This is a genomic window from Clostridium sp. OM05-5BH (genome assembly GCF_003481505.1).
In the GTDB taxonomy this organism is placed as follows: domain Bacteria; phylum Bacillota; class Clostridia; order Lachnospirales; family Lachnospiraceae; genus Otoolea; species Otoolea fessa.
The window spans coordinates 143,822-168,045 of the sequence record NZ_QULJ01000003.1 but is presented as its reverse complement, the minus strand read 5'-3'; the positions used below and the strand labels follow the sequence as shown (position 1 = coordinate 168,045).

Here is a 24,224-nt window from a genome sequence, read left to right as displayed (position 1 = left end):
CTATATTTTGGAAATATCATTACTGATATACGATCTGGCCATCCGATACGGTGCTGGCATCCAACACGATATGGTCATAAACCGATAATCCATATTTGGTTCCTTTTTCTACAATGTAATATTCACCGCTATTTGCAAGTTCTTTCACCTGCTTGAACACCGCGTATCCCTTATTAATATTGTAAGCACCTGTCAGCTTTGCCGTCGGTCCTACCTGGAAGCGCTCGTTTGAATCCGGCTTCACCAGATAATCGCCGCTCTTTAACAGCCCATCGTCGCTCTTCTCGACATAATAATACTCATCGGTCGAGCTGTAAATCTCCGGCGTGACAAATTCAATCGACGCCTTTCCGCCTTCGCCGTAAACTTCTTTATTGAAGCCAGCCTCATCTTCAGTAGCGTTACCGCCCGTTGTCATATAATCAACTGGAATGGTATAAAATTCCTTCTCCATCACCGATGATACCGGAATTTTAAGTCCCTGCGTTTCCTCGCTGGAGATCTCGAAGTTCATAAAACGCTCGGATTCAAACTGGATCATGTAACGGTCCAGATCCAGGCGTCCATACAGATTGCCATCGGAACCGGTAAACATCGAATAATTCCCCCGGAATTTCATATCACTTCCCAACGGCTCGATCGTCAGTGTATCTTGATCGGCAAACTGCTCTTTATCCTTTTCATCCATCTGAAACACGATACTCCAGTTCTCCGATGTGATGATCTTGTACACCGGCGTGCCCGCCTCGATCAGTTCCCCAGCTCGTCCCACCTGCCGCGTATATTGACTCCGGTCAAACGAATCCGCCGTCACCTCCTCCGGCGCGACCCCCTCAAAAGAATCGGTCACATAGGAAATAATACCCGGCTGGGGCGCCGATATCTGTTTGTAATTGATACCCTGTGCCTGAAGCTGTGCATCCATATCGCCCAGCGCATTGAAATTCATATACTCTGCAACCGAAGCCTGCAAAGAATATTTGGCGTCGTAGACGCTTTCAAAGCGCTGATCGTTGTAGGATAAACAGAACGAACTGAGTTGTTTCTTCAAATCAGCCAGATTTTCTGCTGACAGGGACATCCCAGAGGACTGATTTTCTTCCAAAAATTTCCCCAGCTCGCCGGTCTCATCTAGCGAATAGACGCGCGATCCAGCGCCTGCCCGCTTTCCCTCGCGCACATAATAGTTGACGTACCCGGTCTGCGGTGCATTTTCCACTGTCTCATCCCGAAACAGGATTCCGTTGTATTCTTTATTATTTACAATACTTCCCTCGACGACCTCATAAAACTGGACGTGATCCCGCCTGAGATATGTATAGACACTGAAAGAAAGATAGACGAAAATCATGGCAAAAATGATCATGCCTACATTGATATTCAATGGCTTTCTGTAGCGTACAATTTTCTTGTTTTTGGCCATGCAGCTCTATCCTCCCTTTTCCCGATGTACTTCTCTGGCAGCTGTTTCTGCAGTTTCACAGTTACCAGACAAAAATCCACGCAAATTTGTCTACGGTCATGGACTTTTGCAATATTCTGTATAGCCCAACGTACAGCTTTTATTATACGAGTGAATTGTCCAAATTTCAAGATCAATTCATCCCGTCAATTATACAGAATCATCCATAATCTGCAGATGCCAGAAGGAGCGGCAGGGAGTATCGCCCGCATTCCGCATCGTGTGATAGAGATTCGGCTTGATATAGATCGAATCGCCCGGTCCTAAGAGATAAACCGTTCCATCCAGATTGACCTCCATCTTGCCTTCCAGAATGACTCCGACCTCCGCGTATGGATGCAGCCCCCAGGACGGCGGTGTATCTTTTGTCTCTGGATCATAGGTTGAAAACTCATAAATACCGCGTTTCTTTCCAAAATCCAGACGGCGGATTTGAAGCTTGTACTCATCATATTCATATAACTGCTGCTCTTCCTGGCGGATCAGGGTTCTCTCCTCGCCGGAAGGACTGAGCAGATCCCGGATCGAAATACCAAGCGCCACGCAGATGCGCTGCAGATTGTTCAGCGTCGGGCTTGCCTGGTTCCGCTCCAGATTGCTCAGATATCCCACTGACAGATCGGTAAACTGGGACAGCTTCTGGATCGTGATAGATTTACTCTTGCGAATCTCCTTGATCCGCTGTCCAATATTCTCCACTTCTTCAAATTCCATGCAATCCCTCCGAACGTTTTATTTTTACGGTTCTGCTATTATTCATTATGCGTTCCGTTTTTTCCATGCCGCCTCGATCTGATCGAGCGCCTGTGCAATCACACTGCGCGAACTGCCCAGATTAAAGCGCATAAATCCAGATCCCTGTTCACCCGAATGCGTGCCCGGATCCAGCCATACCTTCGCTTCATCCGAGAAGAATGCCATCAATTCATCATCCGTCATCCCCAGTTCACGGCAATCCAGCCACGCCAGATACGTTCCCTCCGGTTCTACCAGCTGAATCTGTGGCACACGGTTTTTACAGAAATCGCGCACCAGTGCCAGATTGCCAGCCAGATAGCCGATAAGCTGATCCAGCCATTCCCCGCCTCCTTCATACGCTGCACGGCAGGCGAACAATCCCAGACGGTTCATATTTTCTTGGCCAACATCCAGCAGCTCCGACCGGAATTTACGCCGCATCTCCGGATCCGGGATAAAGAGGTTTGATGTCGCTATGCCAGCCAGATTGAAGGTCTTGCTCGGCGCTGTACACATCATCGAATGAAGGCATGCTTCCTCTGAAATCGACGCATACGGAGTCTGCTCATGCCCCTGCCATACAAAATCGCCATGGATCTCGTCACTGATCACGTATACATGGTGGCGCAGGCAGATGTCAGCCAGTGCGGTCAGCTCTTCCCTCGTCCAGACACGGCCAACCGGATTGTGCGGATTGCATAAAATCATCAGTTTGACATGCTCATCCAGCACCTTCTGCTCCAGATCTTCCAGATCCATCTCATAATGTCCATCTTTTAAAACCAGCGGATTCTCCACCAGCGTCCGCTTATTGCGGAGGATCGCCCGGCTGAATGGATGGTAGACCGGCGGCTGGATCAACACCGCATCGCCCTCCTGGGTAAAAGCCCGCACTGCGATCGAGAGTGCAAACACGATACCTGGCGTGCAGGTCATCCACTCCGGCTGCAGAGTCAGATGATGGCGTTTCTGATACCACGCTGCCACCGCATCAAAGTACGACTCATCTGCCCGGCTGTAACCGAAAATCCCGTGATCTACTGCCTTTTTCAGCGCTTCAACCACGCTGTCCGGCGATCGAAAATCCATATCCGCCACCCAGAGCGGCAGAATATCATCCGCTTTCCCATTTTCTTTCTTAAAATCATGCTTGATCGACCAAGTATGGGTCCGATCGATCGGTGTATCAAAATCGTACTGCATAGAAAATCCACCTTTCTGTTATATATCGTTAAAATTTTCCAAATTCAGCCATAATTTTAAAAAAATTCTAACTAATATTTTACACCAGTCGGCGATCAATGTCTACAATTACTCCTTCAATTAGCCAAAAAACTAAGAAGCTGACGAGGACAGGGCGGTCTGGCTTTCAGCTTATCAAATTGTACGCATTTTGAGCACAGATGTCCGAATGAGGCAGATGTAAGTCCGCATCAGGCGAGCATCTGTAGCGAAAGCAAGCGAACAATGATAAGTCTGAGAAGCCAGGCTGTCCTGTCCCCGTCAGCTTCGACGCCTTCACGAATCTATTTAATTTACTTTACCATATGACAAGCCACAGAATGCCCCGGCGTCACTTCCCGGAGTTCCGGCAGCTTCGCCCTGCACTCCTCCGTCGCATACGGACATCTCTCGGCAAAACGGCAGCAGTCCTTCGGGTTGATCGGGCTTGGAATCTCGCCCTTAACCATGATACGCTTCTTCTCACGCACCAGCCTCGGATCCGCAACCGGAATCGAGGACAGAAGCACCTGCGTGTACGGATGCAGCGGATGTGCATACAGCTCTTCGGAATCGGCAAATTCAACCATCGTTCCCAGATACATAACGATAACACGGTCGGAAATGTATTTGACGACGCTCAAGTCATGTGCGATGAAGAGATAGGTCAGTCCCATTTCTTCCTGCAGTTCTTTTAACATATTTAAAACCTGCGCCTGGATCGAAACATCCAGTGCGGAGATTGGCTCGTCGCAGATTACAAACTCCGGTTCGACCGCTAATGCCCTGGCAATACCAATTCTCTGTTTCTGACCGCCGGAAAACTCATGTGGGAAACGGGACATATGGTCGCGGTTCAGACCGACGCGCTTCAGGATCGCCTCTACCTTCTGATCCACATCCTTGTCCGTCGCCAGTCCATGCAGTTTCATGCCGGAACCGATGATATCCTTGACCGTCATACGCGGGTTCAGGGAGGAATGTGGATTCTGGAAGATCATCTGCACATTCTTGCGGAATGCTTTTTCCTCTTCACGGGTGTATTTAAAAATATCTTTTCCTTTATAGGTGATCGTGCCTGCTGCCGGCTCATACAGCTTTACCAGGCACCGTCCCGTCGTGGACTTGCCGCATCCGCTCTCGCCTACCAGTCCCAACGTTTCCCCTTTATAAATCGTAAAATGCACGTGATCGACTGCTTTCAGCACCTTACCCCTGCCGACATTGAAATACTGGCAGAGATCGGTGACCTGAAACAAGGGTGTGCTCCTATCAATTCGTTTTGCCATGGTGTCCCCTCCGTTTCTCTTCCGGCAGTGCCGCAACATTTTTCTCTTCTTCCTGTTTCTGTGCCTCAGTAAGCCCCTTCATGATATCCACCTTCGGCGCATACTCATGCTGCAGCCAGCATGCACAGGTATGTTCGTCTGAAAGCCTGTGAAATTCCGGCTGTTCTTCATAACAGACCTTCATCGCAAACTCACAGCGCGCTGCAAACGGACATCCCTTCGGCGGTGCGAACAGATCCGGCGGCGTTCCGTCGATGGGCACCAGCTTCTGATTCTTGGAGGTATCCAGCGTAGCGATTGATTTGATAAGACCTGCCGTGTACGGATGTGCCGTCTCATAGAAGATCTCATCAACCGTTCCTTTTTCAGCCACCTTGCCGCCGTACATAACAAGCACGCGATCGCACATCTTGGCGATAACTCCGAGATCGTGGGTAATCAGGATAATCGAGGTGTTCATCTTATCGCGCAGTTCCTTCAGAAGATCCAGGATCTGTGCCTCGATTGTTACATCCAGCGAGGTCGTCGGCTCATCCGCGATGATGATGCTTGGCTTGCCAACCAGCGCGATTGCGATCATGACACGCTGTTTCATACCGCCGGACAGCTCATGCGGATACTGCTTATAACGGCGCTCCGGCTCATTAATGCCGACCAGACGCAGGATCTCCAGCGCCCGTTCCCTGACTTCTGCCCGGGTCATCCCCTTCCGTCCGACAAAGACCTCCTCGATCTGTTTTCCAACCGTCATGGTCGGGTTTAACGAGGTCATCGGATCCTGAAAGATAAATCCAATCTCCACACCGCGGATTTTCCGCATCTCGCGGTCTGTCTTGGTGATGATCTCCTCGCCTTTATACTTGATCGAACCGCCCTCAAAAAATCCCGGCGGCTCCGGGTTGAGCTTTAAAATGCACTGGGAGGTAACGCTCTTGCCGCATCCGCTCTCGCCTACGATTCCAAGAATCTCGCCTTCGCGTACATTAAAACTGACATCCCGGACGGATTTTACCACGCCGCCGTATGTATGGAACGAAAAGGTCAGATTCTTGATTTCCAATATATTTTTAGCCATTGTCTCCTACCTCCTATTCCGTTCCTCTCAGTCTCGGGTCAAATGCATCCCGCAGACCGTTTCCGAGCTGGTTGAGCGCCAGTACGGTTGTACAGATAAAGAATGCCGGCACGTACAGCATATGCGGCGCTGCCGTCATCATACGGGTTCCCTCTTTTGCCAGAACGCCCCAGCTTGCCTGCGGCGGGGAAATGCCGAGACCGATATAACTCAAGAACGCCTCCTGGAAGATGGCGCTCGGGATTGCCATTGTCAGGTTTGTGATCAGAAGACCCATGATATTCGGGATGATCTCACGCACGATGATTGTGAACGCCGACTCGCCCATGACGCGGGCTGCCAGTACGAAATCCTGCTCTTTCAAGCGGTATACTTCGCCTCTGGTAAAACGGCAGGTTCCCGTCCATCCAACAATAACCATTGCAATGATTAAGCTCTTAACGCCGGAACCTAATACTACCATAACCAAAATACAGACGATCAGGGATGGAATACCATAAATAACATCGATGATACGCATGACGATCATATCAAACTTGCCGCCATAATAGCCGCAGAAACCGCCCAGCACTGTACCAATTACAGTATTTAAAAGGGCTGCCAGAAGACCGATCGTCAAAGAAACACGCGCGCCCATCCAGACACGTACCCAGAGGTCACGCCCCAGAGAGTCGGTTCCCAGCCAATGAGCTGCTGAAATCCCCTTGCTCATCGAGTAGGCATCCTGCTGGTCAAATCCGTAGTGGCTGAACATCGGTGCAAAGATCGCTAACAGTCCATATGCAATCAACAGAATCAGACTGAAATATGCCGCCTTATTTGTCCGGATTCGTCTCCACGCCTCCTGCCAGAAGGTCAGGCTTGGTCGGGAGATCGATTCCATTTTTTCAATATTTTTACCTACCATCTCAAACTTGTCGCGGGTAATCGTGCGTCCATCTGTCAGGTTTTCGGATGTGCCTGCTGCTGCGCCGGAATTCTCAGAAGGCAGCACATTTCCATCTTTCATTTTCATCTCACCCATACTGCCACCTACTTTCCGCCGATCCGCACTCTCGGATCGATCACGCCATACAGAATATCAACTACCATGTTGCAGAATACCAGGAATGTGCCGTAAAACGCCGTCATGCCAAGGATCAGGGAGTAATCGTTGTTCTGCACACTCTCAACATAATATTTACCCATGCCGGGGATAGCAAACAGGGACTCGATAACAAATGTACCGGTCAGAACGGCTGCTACCGTCGGACCGAGGATCGTAACAACCGGCATGATCGCGTTTCGGATCTGATGCTTCCAGGTCACACGGAACTTGGAAATGCCCTTCGAGCGCGCCGTCTTGATGTAATCCTGCTGGACTACCTCCAGCATACTCGCACGCATGATACGCGAGACGGATGCCATCGTGTAGAATCCCAGTCCGATCGACGGCAGGATCGTGTAGGCGAAGCCCTTGTACTGCGCGATCGGGAACAGCCCCCATTTGACTGCAAAGAAATGCTGCAGCAGCGCGCCCATGATAAAGTCCGGGACACTTGTACCAAATACAGCTACAATCACAAAGATTAAATCAATTTTATTGCCACGGTTTAATGCAGAAATAATACCAAATACAAGACCAAAGGAAATCGCAAAACATAATGCGCGGATACCAAGGTCTGCCGAATACGGAAATGCGCCTGCTAACAGGTCATTGACGGTACGGCTCGGATATTTGGTAGAAAAACCGAAATTTCCATGAATCAGATTATTCAGATATGTCAGATACTGCTGGAGTAAAGGTTTATCGAATCCGTAGTAGGCACTTAAATTGGCCTTTGCGGTTGCTGACATTTTCGGATCATTGAAGGGTCCGCCCGGCATCAGCCTTGCCAGGAAAAATACAACGGATACGAGAACAAACACAGTCACAATGGATATTCCCACCCGCTTCAGTATATATTTTTTCATAGGTTCACGCTCCTTTAACTACGGGAACATCCCAAATCCGGTTGTTCCGGCCGCCGGTTACGGCTCATTCATCCGCCAGGCAGCCACCGGATATGTACTGCGCTTCAGAAATCCAGCCGCTTTGCCGGATCCTGAAGCGCAGGTGCTTCAATCATCTTCTAAGGTTTTTCAATATGTTTTGGATAGATGATGGATTAGTTTGTGATGTCCACATACATATAGTCATAGTTCAGTCCAACAAAGTATGCGCCCAGATTCTGTACACGGTCAGATACCATATACGGAACCTCTCTTAACTGAAGCGCTACCAGTGCGCCGTCTTCCAGGAGTGTCTTCTCTGCATTGAACAGATTGTCCATACGCTCTTTACCGGAAGTTGTCTTGGAAGCGTCGATGTACTTATCGTATTCATCACTGTGGTAATTTAAGTAGTTGTAGCCGGAGGTGCTGTACCAGAGCTCCAGGTAGCTGTACGGGTCAGAGTAATCCGGTGCCCAGCCGCTCATGATGATATCGTACTCATCACTGTCCGGAACCAGGAGTGCGTTTTTCGTTGCGTACGGAACCATGTTGATATCTACGTTGATACCCAGGTTGTTCTTCCACTGGTTTGCAACAACCTCTGCCTCTTTCTTCGCTGTGTCAGAATCGGATACAACCAGTTTCAGGGAAATATCAGAAGCACTGGAAAGACCTAATTCAGATAATGCCGTATCCAGATACTCTTTTGCCTTATCCATATCACCCTGAAGTGGGAATGCCTCTAACGGATACTCGGTGCCGTACTCGCCGTCCACGCCGCGAACCTGCGGAAGCACATATCTCTGGTTAGCCTGATATAAGCCATTGTGGGTCAGAAGAATGTACTCTTCACGGTTGACTGCGTAGTTCATCGCCAGACGCAGGTTCTTGTTTGCCAGATATTTATTCCGGTGATTCAGTGCCGCATAATCGTCTGCGCCGTTGTAGTAGGACTGTGTCTTGCCCTCATACTGCGCTGCCAGCTCGGTTGGAACCTCTGCCAGATCCAGCTCGCCTGCATCGAACATCGAAACAGCAGTAGTCTGATCGGCTACGGTCAGAATCTCAACGCCGTCCAGACTGATCTTTTCATTGTCATAGTAATCTGGATTCTTCGTCAGTTCTACCTTGCCGTTACTGTATTCACTTACAACGAACGGTCCATTGTAAACCTGTTTATCGGCACTTCCGCCGAACTCATTGCCATATTTCTCAACCAGGTCTTCACGTACCGGCATGAATGCACTCATGCTTGTCATGCTGACAAAGTAATCAGCCGGATTCTCAAGCGTAATCTCCAGGGTAAAGTCATCCAGTGCCTTGACTCCCAGTTCATCCACCGGAAGTTCACCCTCACTGACCTTGGCACCGTTCTTTAAAACAGCACCCAGATAGCTGGCAGGGCAGGCTGCTGCCGGATCGCAGAGACGCTTCATACCGTACTCATAATCCTTAGCCGTAACAGTCTGTCCATCACTCCACTTTGTATCCTGACGGAGTTTGAAAGTATATACGAGACCATCATCGCTGACTTCATAGCTCTCAGCGGTTGCCGGCTGAAGCTCGCCCTGTACGTTGCGGTACAGACCATCATAGATATGATAGGAGACGGTCGCGTCTGCTACGGAGTTTGTCTTATCAGGGTCAATCGTCGCGATATCCGCCGTGTTGGAATAACGGAAAATCTTTTCGCCCGCTGCTGCTCTCTGGGAACTGTCACTTCCCGATTCAGCTGCCTTCGTATCATCCACCGAAGCGCTCGGAGTGGAACAGCCCGCTACACTCGCTGCCATCAGTGCAGCTAATCCCAGTGCAAGTAGTTTGTTTTTTCTCATAATATTCCTCCTTGTCCTTTTTTATTAAAGCTCAATCAGTTCCTTGGTGGCGCTGATCAGGTTTTCATTGCCTGTCTCCGTGATGAGAAGCTGATCCTCGATGCGGATACCGCCCCATCCTGGAATATAGATACCCGGTTCCACGGTCATGACATTATTGGCATGCACAATATTTTTAGAAACAGGGCTCATAAATGGAATCTCATGGACAAACATGCCGACGCCGTGTCCGATTCCTGTGTAGTGATATGGAAAATACTCGGTCCCCTCGATGATCTTCGTGGATTCATAATATGCATCTGATGCCGAAACCCCGTCTTTTAAGAATCCTTCCACCGCGGCGACCATCTGCTGCTCAATCCTGTATACTTCCTTCTGCTTCGGCGTTGCGCGTCCGACTACCAGGGTACGCGTCATATCAGACAAATAACCGTGATACTGGCATCCATAATCCATCAGGACCAGATCGCCGTACTCAATCGCTTTCTGAGACGGGATTCCATGAAGCAGGGACGTTCTCGCACCGGAGATGAGGATATTGCCGTATGGCTGTGTATCCGCACCCTCCAGAACCATATAGAGGCTTAAACGCGCCGCCAGCTCTTTCTCGGTAATGCCGACCCGGATATCCTTCTGGATCTTTTCATATGCCCTTGAAGCAATATCACAGGAGATACGCAGGCACTCAATCTCTTCCGGCCTCTTGATGGAGCGGAACTCCTCAATGATACCGTCCGCCGGTACCAGCTCTGCTTTTACCTCCGACTGGAGATTCTGGTACTGTTCAACGGTCAGGTGGGATGCTTCATAGCCGATCGTCTTTGCTCCAACCTTTCCCGCCGCGTAGGCAAGTGCCTTTCCGATGGAACCATAGGTATCTCTCCAGTTCAAAATCGTGTAATCCGGGCACTCATAGGAAACCTGCTCGGTGTAGCGCGGATCTGTCAGAAAGAATTTTTCCTGCTCCGTGATAAAAAGCCAGGAATCTTCGCCGGTATAATGGCTGACATACTTTACATTGACCGGGCGGCTGATGAACATGCCATCCAGGTGCTCTTTCTGCATATACGCAAGTAACTGTTCCATGCTTACTCTCCTCCCATCACTGATTCTATTTCTTCTATCGTTCTGGGGATGGATGCTGTCAGATTCTCACAGCTATCCTCCGTTACCAGGCAGTTATCCTCGAGGCGGAAGCCGATGCCCCATTCCTCGCAGTAGATGCCGATATCCACGCAGAAAACCATACCCGGCTCTACGATATCGACATCGACCAGATCATGTGTGTCCCAGCCAACATGGTGGGCGCCGCCGTGCCAGATATATCTGCCGACATCCTCATACCGGTCACATAAGCCGATCGCTTTGAGCTGTTCGAAATTGTATTCCCTCGCCAGCCGATCCACGTCTGCCATCTTCATTCCCGGCCGGATGATGGAGAACATGTGCTGCGAGGTCCGGTATGCACATGTGTAAAGAAGTCGCTGCCGTTCGGAAAACTTTCCGTTGCACGGCCAGCCGCGCGATACATCATTGAAGAGGTGGTCGTACTGGGCGCCTACGTCGTTGAGAATCATATCGCCGTCCTTCGCCTGCCCTGTGTACTCATAATAGTGAATACAGAAATTATTGGCTCCCGCGGAAATGATACTCGGAAATGCCGGTGCAAGGCATCCGTGCTGCGCCAGTGCGTAGTCGAATTCAGCTTTATACTGGTATTCGTACATTCCCGGCTTTGATGCCTTCATCATCGCCAGAATGCCGTCCCTCGTAATCTTGACTGCCTCCCGCATCGCCTCGATCTCACACGGCTGCTTGATGGTGCGCTGGCGGCGTATCTGACGGGAAATATCCGTGAGTGTGGCTGCCGGGTACCACTTTCCAAGTCTCCGTGCCATCCGGATACTCTCGGTATCTGCATCCTCCGGATCGTGCCGGTACAGATCCATCGCAATCCGCTCAAACCGTCCGCTCCGCATCAGAAGTTTCAGACGGTTTTCCCACTCGCCGCTCGATGTGATCTGCGCGGCCCCGGATCGCGCCCTGGCCTCCTCCGGTGTGAACCGTTTCCCGGTCCACCGCTCTGCCAGCATATCCGGCGGAAGTATGTAAAGTGTTTCCTGTACCTCTTCTCCGTCTTTCTCTGCCATCAGGACTGTGTGTTCCTGCCCAATGCCGGTCAGATAGAGAAAACTCCGATCGGCATAAAACGGATAATTTTCATCGGCTGTCTTTCGGATGGAAGAACCGGAAAACAGGAGAAGCAGGGTGTGATCCGGAAGGCTGTCATACAGCCGCTGTCGGTTCCCTTGGTAAAATTCTGCATTCATAGTATTTTCCTTCCTGTCTTTTAAATGATTTCCGTATACTTTTGTATCTATCTCACAAATAGATGTATCGTAATCTTTTGTCTCCCGACACGTGTCATTATACCGTATAAATCAAAATTTTACAATTATTTTTCAGTATATTTTGTAATTTTTTCATTTAATGCAAAATTTCATATATATGATAGGAAATCCTTTCAATTTTGAAAAGAATGTAAAAGCATATCTATTTTTTTCCAAAGGTGGTACCTGCAAAAGAAGCATTTCAATGAAAATGTGGAAAGATGGTTTTGAGCCCAAACTAGAAAATTAGGAAAAAAAAGAGACCATCCAATTCTCCTTTTTCAGATGAATCGGACAGTCTCCTGTCTCCGCCCTGCGCTGACAGCTGCGGTTTCGTTCATTTTGAATCTCTTATAAAGATACTACAACACTTTCTTTCGCGCACTCTGGAAGATCGGCTGCATTCATGGATATGCTTAAAACGAATTTTACATGATATTTCTCACTGATGGTCTCCAGCGTCTTGTAGGTCTCTTCAATATCCGCTCCCTCGAGGCAGGCAAGTTTCAGGAAGCTGTCAAGATACATCTGCTCCAGATCGTGATCCTGGCAGATAATACCACAAATAAATCCGATAAATCCATCGCTGGTATCAATCGGATATTCCTGTACATTGATAAGGCGAATCTGGTTATTCAACTCATACATATGTTTGGAACTCTTATCCAGATAGACAACGGATCCCTTGGCTTCTTTGACAGCCGTGTTCGCCATATCGAGTAAATATTTAGTTTTTCCTTTTCCCTTTGCTCCTGCGATGATCTGAACCATAACAATCTCCTCCTTGAGTTTATTTAAGTTGTATGTAAAATCTTTTATTGTATAAATAATTATAGTATAAATTTATAAATATTGCAATCACTTATTTGAAATTTTAGTCAAAATTTCCGTCATATTGTCATAAAGTGACGGACGATTTGCAGATTTTAGCACAACCGATATATATTCCTTGCCATCGTCCCCATCGCTCGCCATGATCAGGCAGTAGCCAGCCGCCTGTGTGGTGCCGGTTTTGCCGCCTAAGACAGTCACTCCCTCCGGTGCCTCGCGGTCTCCCTTCAGATACCAGTTGCCCACCTTCCAGACCTGCTGTTTTGCGGCTCCATTTGCATCGGTATAATCAGCTGTATAAGACTGCGCGTTGATGATCTCACAAAACAGCGGCAGTTTAAGCGCCTCGTTGAAAATCAGATAGAGATCATATGCCGTTGTATAGTGGTCGGTGCTGTGCAGACCATTTGCATTGACAAAATGCGTGTGGGTCGCACCGAGTTCCTTCGCTTTCGCATTCATCTTCTCCACAAACGCATCCGTGCTTCCGGCGATATGATCCGCAATCGCATTGGCTGCATCGTTGCCGGACGGAATCATCAGTCCGTATAAAAGCTGCTCCAGCGTAAAGGTATCGCCCGGCTTGATGCCTGCCATCGAAGCGCCTGCCTCGTGGATCACGACGTCATCATTTGCCGTCACCGCATCGGAAAGATTGCCTTCCTCGATCGCGATGATCGCCGTCATTACCTTCGTGATGCTCGCCGGGTACATCTGGTCATAGATGTTCTTACCATATATAACGCTGGAGTCGGTCACATCAAACAATGCGCCCGCCTGCGCCGTCACCGCATCATCTGGAGCAATATCGCCGTCTGCAGATTCCGGTACGCAGAGAGAAGAGGCAAAAAAGGGCGCCAGCCCGGCACCTGCCGCTGGCGTCATCTGCGCTTCCCGTTCTTGAAATGAATATGCCTGTTCCAGACCGCGGGCACCACAGCCGGTCAGCATGCTGATACCGCAAAGCATCAGTGCACCCGCAAGTCCGATTGTCTGTTTTCTCATTTGTACATCTCCCGCCATTCCATATCGCCGCGGTCAAGCGCCTTAACGAGAAGCTCTGCCGTCGCCAGGTTTGTCGCCATCGGGATATTGTGAATATCACAGAGACGGACAACATCATTAACATCTGGCTCATGCGGCTTCGGCGCCAACGGATCGCGCAGGAAAATCAGCAGATCGATCTGATTGTGTTCGATCTGTGCGCCGAGCTGCTGGGAACCTCCCAGATGACCCGGCAGATATTTATGGAGGGTCAGATTCGTAACCTCCTCAATCAGGCGGCCTGTCGTTCCTGTCGCATAGAGTTCATGCTTGCTCAGGATGCCGCGATATGCGATACAGAAGTTCTGCATCAGTTTTTTCTTCGCATCATGTGCGATTAACCCGATATACATCTATACCTGCCTCCTTAATGATTCCTATTTTTCATAACCATAAAATTCAATTTCCATGCAGCTTCACAGTCCATGCATGTACTTACTGAACGGTTACGTTATTTCGTTGCAATCCAACATTGAGAACAACTCCCATTCCGATAAACATACTGAGCAGTGAACTAAGTCCGGAGCTTATGAAAGGAAGCGGAAGACCCGTGTTCGGGAAGATTCCCGTGGCTACCGCAATGTTGGCAAAACTCTGGAACGCCAGAAGCGCCGCCATGCCCGATGCAATCAGACGTCCAGCTGTGTCCTTTGCACGCGCCGCAATCCAGAGGCACTCATACACCAGCAGCGCATAGAGGGCAATGACCGCCACGCCGCCGACAAACCCAAGTTCCTCTCCGATAACAGCGAAGATAAAGTCTGTCTGTTCCTCCGAGAGGAAATTTCCATTCTTGACGGAGCTTAATGTGTTGTTAAAAAGCCCCTTGCCGCGTAGCTGCCCGGAGCCGATCGCCATCATGGAGTTATCCTGCTGACGGTTCAGATCCGTAAATTCACTGCTGCTGTGGAAAATCTTTCCCATGATACGCTGTGCCTGGTATTTCTGGAGAAACGGGATGAATCCCTGCAGCGACAGATAGATAAGCACCGCAAATCCAGGTACCCCGACCGCCACCGCACCGGCAATCCATTTGTAACTGATACCGGCTACATAAACCATGCACAGAATCATGAAGCAGATGACGATGGTGGTGGAAAGGTTCGGCTGTAAATATACCATGCCGACCGGAAGGACACAGATAAGCGCCGTCATCCCCAACGTCTTTGGCTCATTGATTTTCTCCCGGTTTCTGGAAAGAAAATTCGCCAGGATGAGGATCAGACCGATCTTTACAAACTCGGACGGCTGGATCTGAATCCCGCCGATCCGCAGCCAGCGGGTCGCGCCCTTGGTGGTACGTCCAAACAAAAGAACTGCCGCCAGCATTCCGGCACAGACCACATAGATAAGCGTGGTAAACCGGAAATACTGATGGTAATCAATCAAAGACAGAACCAGACAGATAATCAGGGATACAACCACTCCGATAATCTGTTTTATCACAGAGGAACGGTCCTGATTGCTGGCGCTCCCGACAACCAAAATGCCGAGAACACTCAGCAGAATCATATAAATGAGGGCTCGAAAGTTGTAATTTCTAAATTGGTAATCGAATATCATGCTGTAAATGGCTCCTTAAAGTAAGAACCGGTACCGACGCACAGACCGCCGGGAATACCTCCGCCGGCTGTTCTGAGGATGTCCTCAGAATCCGGAGTGTCACATCCCCCGGATCAATCTCCAGATAACGTGACACGCTCCTCAGGAAATCTGCGCGAATCAGATCCAGAAGTTCCGGCGAACAGCCCGCCCGATCGGCAGTCAGAAGGTGTTTTAAACGCTTTCTGGCTATCTCGCCGGAATTCTTTTTCGTAAACAGTTCTGCAATCAGAATCATAGCGTCCCCTCCTATGCACGTTTGAGGAAGCCGGATATCCGGGACCAGAAGCCCGGAGACGCATCAAGCTGTATAAATGGTACCGATTCTCCAAGTATTCGTTTGCATATGTTTAAATATGCCTGCCCGGCATATCCATTCATGCCGACCAGCGGTTCGCCCTGATTCGTGGATATAACGATATCCTCATCGTCCGGGACTGTGCCAATCACAGGGACAGACAGAATATCCATCACATCATCCACCGACATCATATCGCCCCGGCGCACCATATCGCTCCGGATCCGGTTGATGATCAGGTCCATACGCCCGACCCCGGATGCTTCTAAAAGTCCGATGATCCGGTCAGCATCCCTTATCGCGGATACCTCCGGTGTCGTGACAATCAGCGCCCGGTCCGCCCCGGCGATCGCATTGCGAAAGCCCTGCTCAATCCCGGCGGGACAGTCAAGCAGTATGTAATCAAACTCTTCTCTTAAGTCTTCTACTAATTTTATCATCTGCCCCGGACTCACGGACGACTTGTCCCGCGTCTGGGCGGAAGGTAATAAGAACAGGTCAGGATATCTTTTGTCTCGAATCAGCGCCTGCTTCATCCGGCAGTTTCCCTCGATCACATCGACCAGATTGTAGATAATCCGGTTTTCCAGTCCCATGACGACATCCAGGTTTCTCAGACCGATATCGGTGTCGATGAGAACCACCCGTTTGCCAAGCATGGCAAGCCCGGTGCCGACGTTCGCTGAGGTTGTCGTTTTGCCGACGCCTCCTTTTCCGGAAGTAATAACGATAACTTCGCTCATAGGAACATCCTCCTGTATTCTGTTTTACCATTTTATTCTACTCTAAAAAGTAGAATAATTCCAGTCTTAAATCCATTAAATACGCTAAATAAAATGAAAATAATCTAAAAAACTTTTTTTGACCGATTCTACGTCAATGTTTCCACCGGATACCGATGCAATCATCGGTCCGCGCCCCATCTTTTTACCCTGGCTGCGCGTTTTGGCTGTCAGATCAGCAATCCGAAGGTGCATCGGCGACATCTCCAGCGCGGTGATCACCGCGTCCTCACTTCCCGCCGCCCCAGCATGGGCGGAACCCGCCAGCGTGCCAAGAACGACGATATTGCCCCGTGCGCTGACACGCGCGCCGCGCTCCACATCCCCGATGATCACGATGCTCGCATCGGATTCCAGCAGATCGCCCCGGGATAAATTACCCTTATAAAATTGTCCCGTCCGGGCAGTCAGCTCCATCAGCCGCTCGGTCAGCGCCTTTTCACAGCGGGCGATGCGGTTAGCGTCAGTATCCAGCAGACAGAGAATCTCTATCTGGGAATTGGCGGTAATCGCATCCGTCACCTGCAGTTCCTCGATTGGGGTCAGTTCTCTCCCCTCCAGGGTCAGCGTCATCTGGGCGGATCCCCAGAATTTTTCACTTTCTTTAAACTTTTTCCCTACATCCTCCAGTAACTGTTCAAAGGGGGTGTTCGGATTCAGAATTACCGTCATACCGGACTTACATCCCTTTATTACTACGGAACTTTTCATAGTTCCATCACCTCTTAATCTCCATTGATTCGTTCATTGGACGCATCCAATGCTCCTGAATTCAGGATATCATCCAGACTCGCATAGCCATAGAAGTAACGATATACGTGTTTTGCCACCATCGCTGCATTCGAAGAAGAATATCCATTCGGGATACTGACCGTCACCGAAATTTCCGGATTCTCATACGGTGCAAACGAAATAAAGAACGCGTGGTTGCCCCGTTTCTGGGACTCCTGCGCCGTACCGGTCTTACCGGCCACGTGTACGTCCAGACCATCAAACACACGCTTGGTCGAACTGTTGGTAACTACCTGGCGCATACCTTGTTGGACTGCATCCCAGGTGCTTGTCTGGAAATCAAGGGTTGACGCCACAGCCGGCGAATAATCCTTGACCAGATTACCCTGGGAATCCGTCTCCTTATCAATCAAGCTCAGATCATAGACCGTGCCGCGGTTGGCAAGCGCCGTCACATAGCGGGCAAGCTGCACGCTCGCAAACTGGTGCGTACCCTGTCCCATACTGGAACGCTCCGGATCGGTATCACTGATAGACGGCGTCGCCTCCGAGATTTCAATACCCGAAGTCCGGTCCAAACCGAACATGGTCGCGTATTTTTTCAGCGTCTCCAGACCTTTCTCCGGTTTGTAGCTTCCATCTGCCTCTGTGGACAGGCGGTGCGCCACCTCCGAGGAGAAATAGTTACAGGAATTTTCGATGCCTCCCACGACATTTAACGGTCCGTGGAAGCCCGGATATTTCCAGCATCGGATCGGATTGCTGACTTCCTCATAAATACCGGTACAGTTAATCATATCAGAAAGCGTGATTGCCCCCTCTTCCAGACCTGCAATCGCCGTGATCGGCTTGAAGGTGGAGCCTGGTGCTTTCAGTGTCTGCGTCGCATTGTTTCGCAGCGGCAGCGACTGATCGGCATTTAGCTGGGCAAAATAGGTGCTGTCCGAAATCCGGTTGTTGTCATAGCTTGGATAAGATACCAGTGCCAGCACCTCGCCAGTCTTCGCGCTCGTCACGACACAGCTCGCCGTACACGGGTCAAGTGCCAGCTGCGCCGGTGTGATCTCAATATTGCGGATCTTATTCATCAGGAACTGGTACGCATATTCTTCCCCGCTGACACGCAGCAGGTTGACCTCATTCTCATCGTATGCAAGCACATTCTGGGAATAGAGCGCCATACAGAGCTCGCGCCCAGTCACAACATTGTTATTGATTAAATACTGATAAATCAGTTTCTCGAATGCCGGATCCTGTTCCAGATCGCGGAAACAGTCGTCCAGCAGTGCCGTGAAGACATCGTCCGCATTCGAATACCGGCTCTGGATGTCCAGCTTCGTCGTATCGATCCAGTTGTTGGCAATTCCATAATATAAGTATTCCCGCAGACTGATCGTACCGTTCTTCCACGCCTGATACATGTCACTGGACGTATCGATCGCATCACGCTGGACAATCGCCTTGTTGCTGGAAGAAAGATACGAATAGATATACTGCATATATGCCTGCATTTCCTCTGAAAGCGCGTTCATCGGCGTTGCATTTTCAGACTGCAGTTCGCCCCGCAGTTCCTGTTCAATCCGCACGCGTGAGCTCTCGTACTTCTGATAAATCTGCTGTTCCACATCGGATGCCTCTTCGGAAGCGAAATTGTCAATCGAGAGGACGTTGTTGTTGATCAGCTGGAAGTATGCCTTCTTGATCGGTATCTTAATACTGGAAGAATCGATATAAGCGATATCTTTCTCATCCTGGTTGACAATCGTCTTTAACAAGACGCCCGCCAGCTGCTTCTCCAGAATGTGGTAAATACCCTTCTGAAGGTTCAGATCGAGGGTCAGCCAGATATCGTTGCCTGCCACCGGTGCGACTTCCCCGGTCACGCTTAGGATTCTTCCGACGTTATCTACATATGCCGTCTGGGAACCTTTCTTACCCTTTAATTCCAGCTCCATCGAGGATTCGATGCCGGTACGGCCTACTACATCATTTAACTCATAGTCATCGTTGACCGCCTTTAACTCCTCCAGACGTTCGCTCGTTACTTTTCCCGTATATCCAATGATCGGCGCAAAGTAGAGGCTTTCATTGTACACACGGATCGTCGATTCCTGTATATTGACGCCCACCAGATCGGCTGCGTGCTCTAAAATGTCTGCAACGGTCTCATCGCTGATATCCGTCGCGATCGTTGTCGATTCGTACTTCTGGAACGCGGTAAAACGCATCGTGTAGCGGATGCCGACGATCTGCAGCGCCACCTCATCCGAAACATCGATCGGATTGCCGTCTTTGTCAAGCGGGCGCCCGTCCCGGTTCTTATCGTCACCGAGTGTCAGATGGTACTCCTTTTTCATCCGCTCCAGCAGATCTGGCGCTGAAATGTCGGACGGGTATTTTCCATCTGAATCGTCCATCTCATCCACATTTTTAAGACCATAATAATCACGCAGGAATCGCTTGCGTCCGGACTGTGTCTCGGAGGTATACACGACATTTCCATCGTGATCGAGCGTAAGCTCTAAACTGGTCTGTGCGCTCTCACCGTGTTTATTCAAGATCGATACCAGATCGTAGAGCATCGTGTTCCACTGTGCATCCGTCTTGTACGCACCGGTATCCTGTATGGTAACGTCGTATGCCAGTTCGTTGTACGCCAGCACATTGCCGTTCCGATCGTAGATATTACCCCGCGTGCTGGCAGTCTTTATGACTTTTTCCGTCATCGCTGTATATGCATCCTGATACTCTTCGCCCTTGATGATCTGCAGGTTGAACAACCGCATCACCAATGCGGACGACATCAGGCAGAACACAACCGCCAGGACAAAAAGCCGGGAGGTAATCACTTTTTTGAACCATTCTCGCAGATATTCTTTCAGGTCATCAAACAATGTTCGAATCTCTCCTTTGTTCCCATTCTTTCAGTTTCCGGTTGATAAAAAGGAAAAACCGGTATACGACAAGCGTCGTAACCGTGGTAAATATGATCTCCGGGATAATGATGGAGACCAGATAATGCCCAAAATTCAGACGATTCCGTATCAGGAACCGGAATACATAGATGTACAGGTTATAGATTAAATCACTTGCCAGACTCAAAAGCAGCGGCAGCGTGATGTAGTCTTCATAATAATACTTGTTGCAGATTCCACTGACATACCCCAGATTGATGAAAAACAGTGTATAAAAGCCAAATGGTCCACTGTAAAACAGATCCATAAAAAGACCTGCCACCAGCCCGTAGAACATCCCCCGCTCGCGCCCCTCAATGAAGCTGCACACAAACACCACAATCAGCAGCAGGTTCGGAGCCGAAGATAAGAAGGCGATCTGTGGGAACACGCAGATCTGGATCGTGAATGCCAGAATCAGCATGACAAGGTTAATCAGCAGCTTCCGCATTATTGTCGCCTCCATCCCCATTTTTCAGCTGGGTGATTACCAGTACCTCCTGCAGGTTATCAAAATCTGCAACCGGAATGATTGTACCGGATTTGGTTACGTTGTTGGCATCGGTCGTCAGCCCGGAGGCATAACCGATGAGAATGCCCGGCAGGAAAATATCACTGATGTTGGAGGTCACGATCTTGTCGCCCTCCTGGATATCTGCCTCTTTCTTGATATGGTCAAGTCCCAGCCGTCCATCCTGGTAAAGCGTCAGGTTGCCGGATACATTACAGGTATCGCCGGTCCGCAGGGACATGCCGCTGACGTTGCTGTCATCATCGATGATCGCGCGGACAGTTGCATAGTTTGCCCCGACATCGGTTACAATACCGACCAGTCCGCCGCCTGCCATGACGTTCATATCTTCCTGGATGCCATCGTCCGCTCCCTTGTCGATCCGGAATACCTGAAACCAGTTTCCAGAGTCCTTTGCAATGACACGGGCGGCTATTTTTTTATACTGCATATATTCCTGATCAAGCTGATACAGCTCTCTGAGACGGTCTAACTCGTAAAGCTCCGACTGCAAGCGGTTGTTCTCTTCCACCATCTGATCCAGACGCATCTGGAGATTTTTGTTCTCCTCCTGCGCCTCCCGCAGGGAGGAAAAATTTTCAAGCGCATTGTAGAGACCTGTGCCAATCGCGTTGACGCCTGACTGCAGCGGTACCAGAACAAAACCGACACCCGTCCGAAGCGGCATCAGAAAGCTTGATTTGATAGACGTTGCTGTAATCAGCACAAGACAGAAGGCTGACATACCTGCCAGAATATACTTGCTGTTTTTCATAATGATAGTATTCCCCGTTCTTTGAAACTAAAATAGGCTTGTTCGCCGATAATCACATGATCCAAAAGCCGGATTCCCAGCATAGCGCCCGCCTCCTGAATCCGGACGGTCGTCCGCCGATCCTCCGCACTGGGGGTAGGATCCCCGCTCGGATGATTATGTACTAAAACGATGCTGGCTGCATGATAGCGCAGCGCCTCGATAAATATCTCCCTCGGAGATGCCGGAGAGTGATTGAAGGTTCCCCGAAACAGCAGGATATCCCGAATTAGCTTCTGCTTCGTATTGAGGATCATCAGGTGCATCTCTTCCTGCTCTTTGTGACGCATTTCCTCCATATAAAAAGCGGCGATCGCCTCCGGCGCCGTAAACGCAGGCGCTTCTGAAAGCGTCAAGGTGCGCCAGATCCGCTGTGACAGTTCTCCCACACACAAAAGTTCGATTCCCTTGACTCTGCCGATTCCTTTCTGCTCCATCAGTTCTGGAAGAGTCAGATGCAAAAGCCCTAAAATCCCCGGCGGCTGCGCCTGCGCCAGAATCCGGGTTGCCAGAGAAAGTGCCGACTCCTGCCGGTTTCCGGTCCGGATAAGGATCGCTAAAAGCTCGGCGTCCGTCAGTGCCCCAACTCCCTCCCTCTCACATTTTTCGTAGGGGCGGTCTTTTTCAGGGATATCTTTCATGGTAAGACGCCATCCAGCGGTCGGTTCAGAACTTTTTACTGGTTTCTCTGTTTCTTTTTTCATTGATTGTCCTCCTGCGTGCCTCTCCTCTGCATACAGAAAGCCATTCCCGCCTGGAGGGATTCTTTGATTAAATCAGACGATATGCGATCAGTGCAATGACAACGCCGATGATGCTCGCCATCGTCACCCGGATTGACAGACCAAACGTGATAACCAGGATTCCTAAATCAAGAACAACCGGATCCATCAGACCAAAGGATTGTCCGTAATTCAGCCACGACAGTCCCCTGACGCCGGATGCCATATTTCCGATAAATCCACCTAACACAATCCCTGTCATCAGAAGCAGCAGCAGAATCCAGAAATTTTTTGCTCGATTCATGATACCGAATACCGTCCCTTTCTATAATCTTTATTATCTTAGCACAAACTGCCGGAATGTGTATAGGCAGTCCGGCAGATTTTTTTTTAAAGTTTTCTTAAAATTAATTACAAAATCATTCAAAAAACGTCATTTCTAGTCGATTTTGAGCTGCTCAGGTTTTACTATGCCTGCATCCAGAAGCTTCTGCAGGGACATTAAAATGCCTAACTTCGCATGGTACCAGGTCAGTCCGCCCTGGAAGAATACGCTGTACGGCGGTTTGATCGGACCATCCGCGGAAAGCTCTATCGAGGATCCCTGGATAAAGGCACCTGCTGCCATAATAACCTGGGAATCATACCCCGGCATATCCCACGGTTCCGGCGATACATAGCTGTCAACCGGCGCCGCCGCCTGAATGCCCTGGCAGAACGCAATAACACCCTCCGGTTTTCCAAACGTGATCGCCTGAATGATATCATAGCGCGGCTCCGTGCTGTTTGGAACCACATCAAAGCCCAGGCGCTCATAGACGTTTGCCGCAAAGATAGCTCCCTTTAATGCGCCGGATACAACGGTCGGTGCCAGGAAAAGTCCCTGGAAGAAGGACTGGTTGACGCCAAGACTGGCGCCGACCTCCCGTCCGAGTCCCGGAGAACCAAGGCGGTACGCTGCATTTTCGATGCACTGTCTGGTTCCGGCGATATAGCCGCCGATCGGCGCCAGTCCGCCGCCCGGGTTTTTAATCAGGGAACCGACTACCATGTCCGCACCGAGATCGCTCGGTTCGATCCGCTCAACGAATTCGCCATAGCAGTTGTCTACCATACAGATCACTTCCGGTTTGATGGATTTAACAAATGCAATCAGTTCACCGATCTGCTCTGCCGAGAGGGTTGGACGGGATGCGTATCCCTTGGAACGCTGGATGGTTACCAGTTTTGTCTTCTCGTTGATCGCCGCGCGGATGCCGTCGTAATCGAAGGTTCCGTCCGGCAGCAGGTCAACCTGACGGTATGAAATGCCGTACTCCCGCAGGGAACCGTTGGACTCGCGGATGCCGATCACTTCCTCCAGAGTATCATACGGTTTTCCCACCGGCGAAAGCAGCTCGTCGCCCGGGCGCAGGTTTCCGGCTAATGCCGTGTAGAGCGCGTGCGTTCCGCACACGATCTGCGGGCGCACCAGCGCGTCCTCAGTGTGGAATACATCCGCATATACCTGTTCCAGCGTCTCACGTCCGAGGTCGTTGTAACCATATCCGGTTGTACCGGAAAAATGAATATCGCTGACGCGGTTTTTCTGCATCGCAGCGATTACCTTTAACTGATTGTACTCTGCATTGCCATCGATCTCTGTGAAACGGTCTTCCAGAGCCGCTTCGATTCTGGCTCCATATTCAAGCACTTCTTTCGAAATACCGAGGTCGCCATACATTTTCTCTAACTCCATGGTGCTTCCTTTCCTGTTGTCGGTTATTCGTAACTGTTCAGTACCTTCACAGTCACGCGCAAAAATCCATTAAAAATTGCCTACGGCAATGGGATTTTTGCCTGCTGACCCATGTTTTCGTACGGTCAGCGCAGTAAATGCGCAGACCTACTGAACAGTTACGGTTATTCTATAATTCTTTTTTTGTTTCTTTAACTTTTCTTGATTTTTAC

The 24,224-nt window shown here is 49.8% G+C and carries 23 protein-coding genes; all 23 read right to left on the bottom strand.

What is annotated here, in order from left to right; translation table 11 throughout:
• Positions 1-19: 19 nt before the first annotated feature.
• The 23 genes from DXB70_RS05470 to DXB70_RS05360 all read right to left on the bottom strand — a co-directional run bounded on the left by DXB70_RS05470 (position 20) and on the right by DXB70_RS05360 (position 24,012).
• Complete coding sequence (locus tag DXB70_RS05470) at positions 20-1,423, bottom strand: HlyD family efflux transporter periplasmic adaptor subunit (protein ID WP_118672829.1); 1,404 nt, start codon at positions 1,421-1,423, stop codon at positions 20-22.
• Positions 1,424-1,612: 189 nt separating this feature from the next.
• Positions 1,613-2,176 (bottom strand): cupin domain-containing protein, encoded by a 564-nt coding sequence (locus DXB70_RS05465; RefSeq protein ID WP_117795366.1) that lies wholly within the window; start codon positions 2,174-2,176, stop codon positions 1,613-1,615.
• Between the two features lie 45 nt (positions 2,177-2,221).
• A complete protein-coding gene (locus tag DXB70_RS05460; RefSeq protein WP_118672828.1) occupies positions 2,222-3,403 on the bottom strand; it encodes a MalY/PatB family protein in 1,182 nt (393 codons plus the stop codon).
• A 332-nt stretch (positions 3,404-3,735) separates the two neighbouring features.
• Entirely contained in the window at positions 3,736-4,710 is a 975-nt protein-coding gene (locus DXB70_RS05455) for an oligopeptide/dipeptide ABC transporter ATP-binding protein (RefSeq protein WP_118672827.1), read from the bottom strand.
• Positions 4,694-5,785, bottom strand: a complete 1,092-nt coding sequence (locus tag DXB70_RS05450) for an ABC transporter ATP-binding protein (RefSeq protein ID WP_118293701.1) — start codon at positions 5,783-5,785, stop codon at positions 4,694-4,696. Before DXB70_RS05450 ends, DXB70_RS05455 begins: the two co-directional genes overlap by 17 nt.
• A 13-nt stretch (positions 5,786-5,798) precedes the next feature.
• Positions 5,799-6,809, bottom strand: a complete 1,011-nt coding sequence (locus tag DXB70_RS05445; protein WP_227589504.1) for an ABC transporter permease — start codon at positions 6,807-6,809, stop codon at positions 5,799-5,801.
• A gap of 8 nt (positions 6,810-6,817) precedes the next feature.
• Positions 6,818-7,738, bottom strand: a complete 921-nt coding sequence (locus DXB70_RS05440; protein ID WP_117795360.1) for an ABC transporter permease — start codon at positions 7,736-7,738, stop codon at positions 6,818-6,820.
• A 194-nt stretch (positions 7,739-7,932) separates the two neighbouring features.
• Positions 7,933-9,594, bottom strand: a complete 1,662-nt coding sequence (locus DXB70_RS05435; RefSeq protein ID WP_118472331.1) for a peptide ABC transporter substrate-binding protein — start codon at positions 9,592-9,594, stop codon at positions 7,933-7,935.
• 24 nt (positions 9,595-9,618) lie between these two features.
• On the bottom strand, positions 9,619-10,680 hold the full coding sequence (locus tag DXB70_RS05430) for a Xaa-Pro peptidase family protein (RefSeq protein WP_118672826.1): 1,062 nt from the start codon (positions 10,678-10,680) through the stop codon (positions 9,619-9,621).
• 2 nt (positions 10,681-10,682) lie between these two features.
• Positions 10,683-11,924 (bottom strand): aminopeptidase P N-terminal domain-containing protein, encoded by a 1,242-nt coding sequence (locus tag DXB70_RS05425; RefSeq protein WP_118672825.1) that lies wholly within the window; start codon positions 11,922-11,924, stop codon positions 10,683-10,685.
• A gap of 411 nt (positions 11,925-12,335) precedes the next feature.
• A complete protein-coding gene (locus DXB70_RS05420) occupies positions 12,336-12,755 on the bottom strand; it encodes a hypothetical protein (protein WP_022359521.1) in 420 nt (139 codons plus the stop codon).
• An 87-nt stretch (positions 12,756-12,842) separates the two neighbouring features.
• On the bottom strand, positions 12,843-13,820 hold the full coding sequence (locus tag DXB70_RS05415; protein WP_181986192.1) for a serine hydrolase: 978 nt from the start codon (positions 13,818-13,820) through the stop codon (positions 12,843-12,845).
• The gene (locus DXB70_RS05410; RefSeq protein ID WP_022359519.1) at positions 13,817-14,212 is read right to left on the bottom strand and encodes a methylglyoxal synthase; all 396 of its coding nucleotides are present in this window, start codon (positions 14,210-14,212) and stop codon (positions 13,817-13,819) included. The genes DXB70_RS05415 and DXB70_RS05410 overlap by 4 nt, the downstream gene beginning before the upstream one ends.
• Positions 14,213-14,294: 82 nt before the next feature.
• Positions 14,295-15,371 (bottom strand): FtsW/RodA/SpoVE family cell cycle protein, encoded by a 1,077-nt coding sequence (locus DXB70_RS05405; RefSeq protein WP_347559592.1) that lies wholly within the window; start codon positions 15,369-15,371, stop codon positions 14,295-14,297.
• Between the two features lie 28 nt (positions 15,372-15,399).
• Positions 15,400-15,699: a cell division topological specificity factor MinE gene (locus DXB70_RS05400; RefSeq protein ID WP_022359516.1), complete on the bottom strand. Its 300-nt coding sequence runs from the start codon at positions 15,697-15,699 to the stop codon at positions 15,400-15,402.
• A gap of 11 nt (positions 15,700-15,710) precedes the next feature.
• Positions 15,711-16,502, bottom strand: coding sequence for a septum site-determining protein MinD (gene minD / locus DXB70_RS05395; protein ID WP_022359515.1), 792 nt, complete (start codon positions 16,500-16,502; stop codon positions 15,711-15,713).
• A gap of 84 nt (positions 16,503-16,586) precedes the next feature.
• On the bottom strand, positions 16,587-17,252 hold the full coding sequence (locus DXB70_RS05390; protein WP_118672823.1) for a septum site-determining protein MinC: 666 nt from the start codon (positions 17,250-17,252) through the stop codon (positions 16,587-16,589).
• A 14-nt stretch (positions 17,253-17,266) separates the two neighbouring features.
• Positions 17,267-20,167 carry a penicillin-binding transpeptidase domain-containing protein gene (locus DXB70_RS05385; protein ID WP_118672822.1) on the bottom strand — a complete coding sequence of 967 codons (2,901 nt, stop codon included), beginning with the start codon at positions 20,165-20,167 and terminating at the stop codon, positions 17,267-17,269.
• The gene (gene mreD, locus DXB70_RS05380; RefSeq protein WP_022359512.1) at positions 20,160-20,678 is read right to left on the bottom strand and encodes a rod shape-determining protein MreD; all 519 of its coding nucleotides are present in this window, start codon (positions 20,676-20,678) and stop codon (positions 20,160-20,162) included. Before mreD ends, DXB70_RS05385 begins: the two co-directional genes overlap by 8 nt.
• Entirely contained in the window at positions 20,659-21,513 is an 855-nt protein-coding gene (gene mreC, locus DXB70_RS05375; RefSeq protein ID WP_106999850.1) for a rod shape-determining protein MreC, read from the bottom strand. The genes mreD and mreC overlap by 20 nt, the downstream gene beginning before the upstream one ends.
• Positions 21,510-22,256 (bottom strand): DNA repair protein RadC, encoded by a 747-nt coding sequence (radC, locus tag DXB70_RS05370; protein WP_118472324.1) that lies wholly within the window; start codon positions 22,254-22,256, stop codon positions 21,510-21,512. The genes mreC and radC overlap by 4 nt, the downstream gene beginning before the upstream one ends.
• A gap of 67 nt (positions 22,257-22,323) precedes the next feature.
• Positions 22,324-22,578 (bottom strand): DUF4321 domain-containing protein, encoded by a 255-nt coding sequence (locus DXB70_RS05365; protein WP_106999848.1) that lies wholly within the window; start codon positions 22,576-22,578, stop codon positions 22,324-22,326.
• Positions 22,579-22,713: 135 nt separating this feature from the next.
• Positions 22,714-24,012 (bottom strand): methionine gamma-lyase family protein, encoded by a 1,299-nt coding sequence (locus DXB70_RS05360; protein WP_117795348.1) that lies wholly within the window; start codon positions 24,010-24,012, stop codon positions 22,714-22,716.
• Positions 24,013-24,224: the final 212 nt, after the last annotated feature.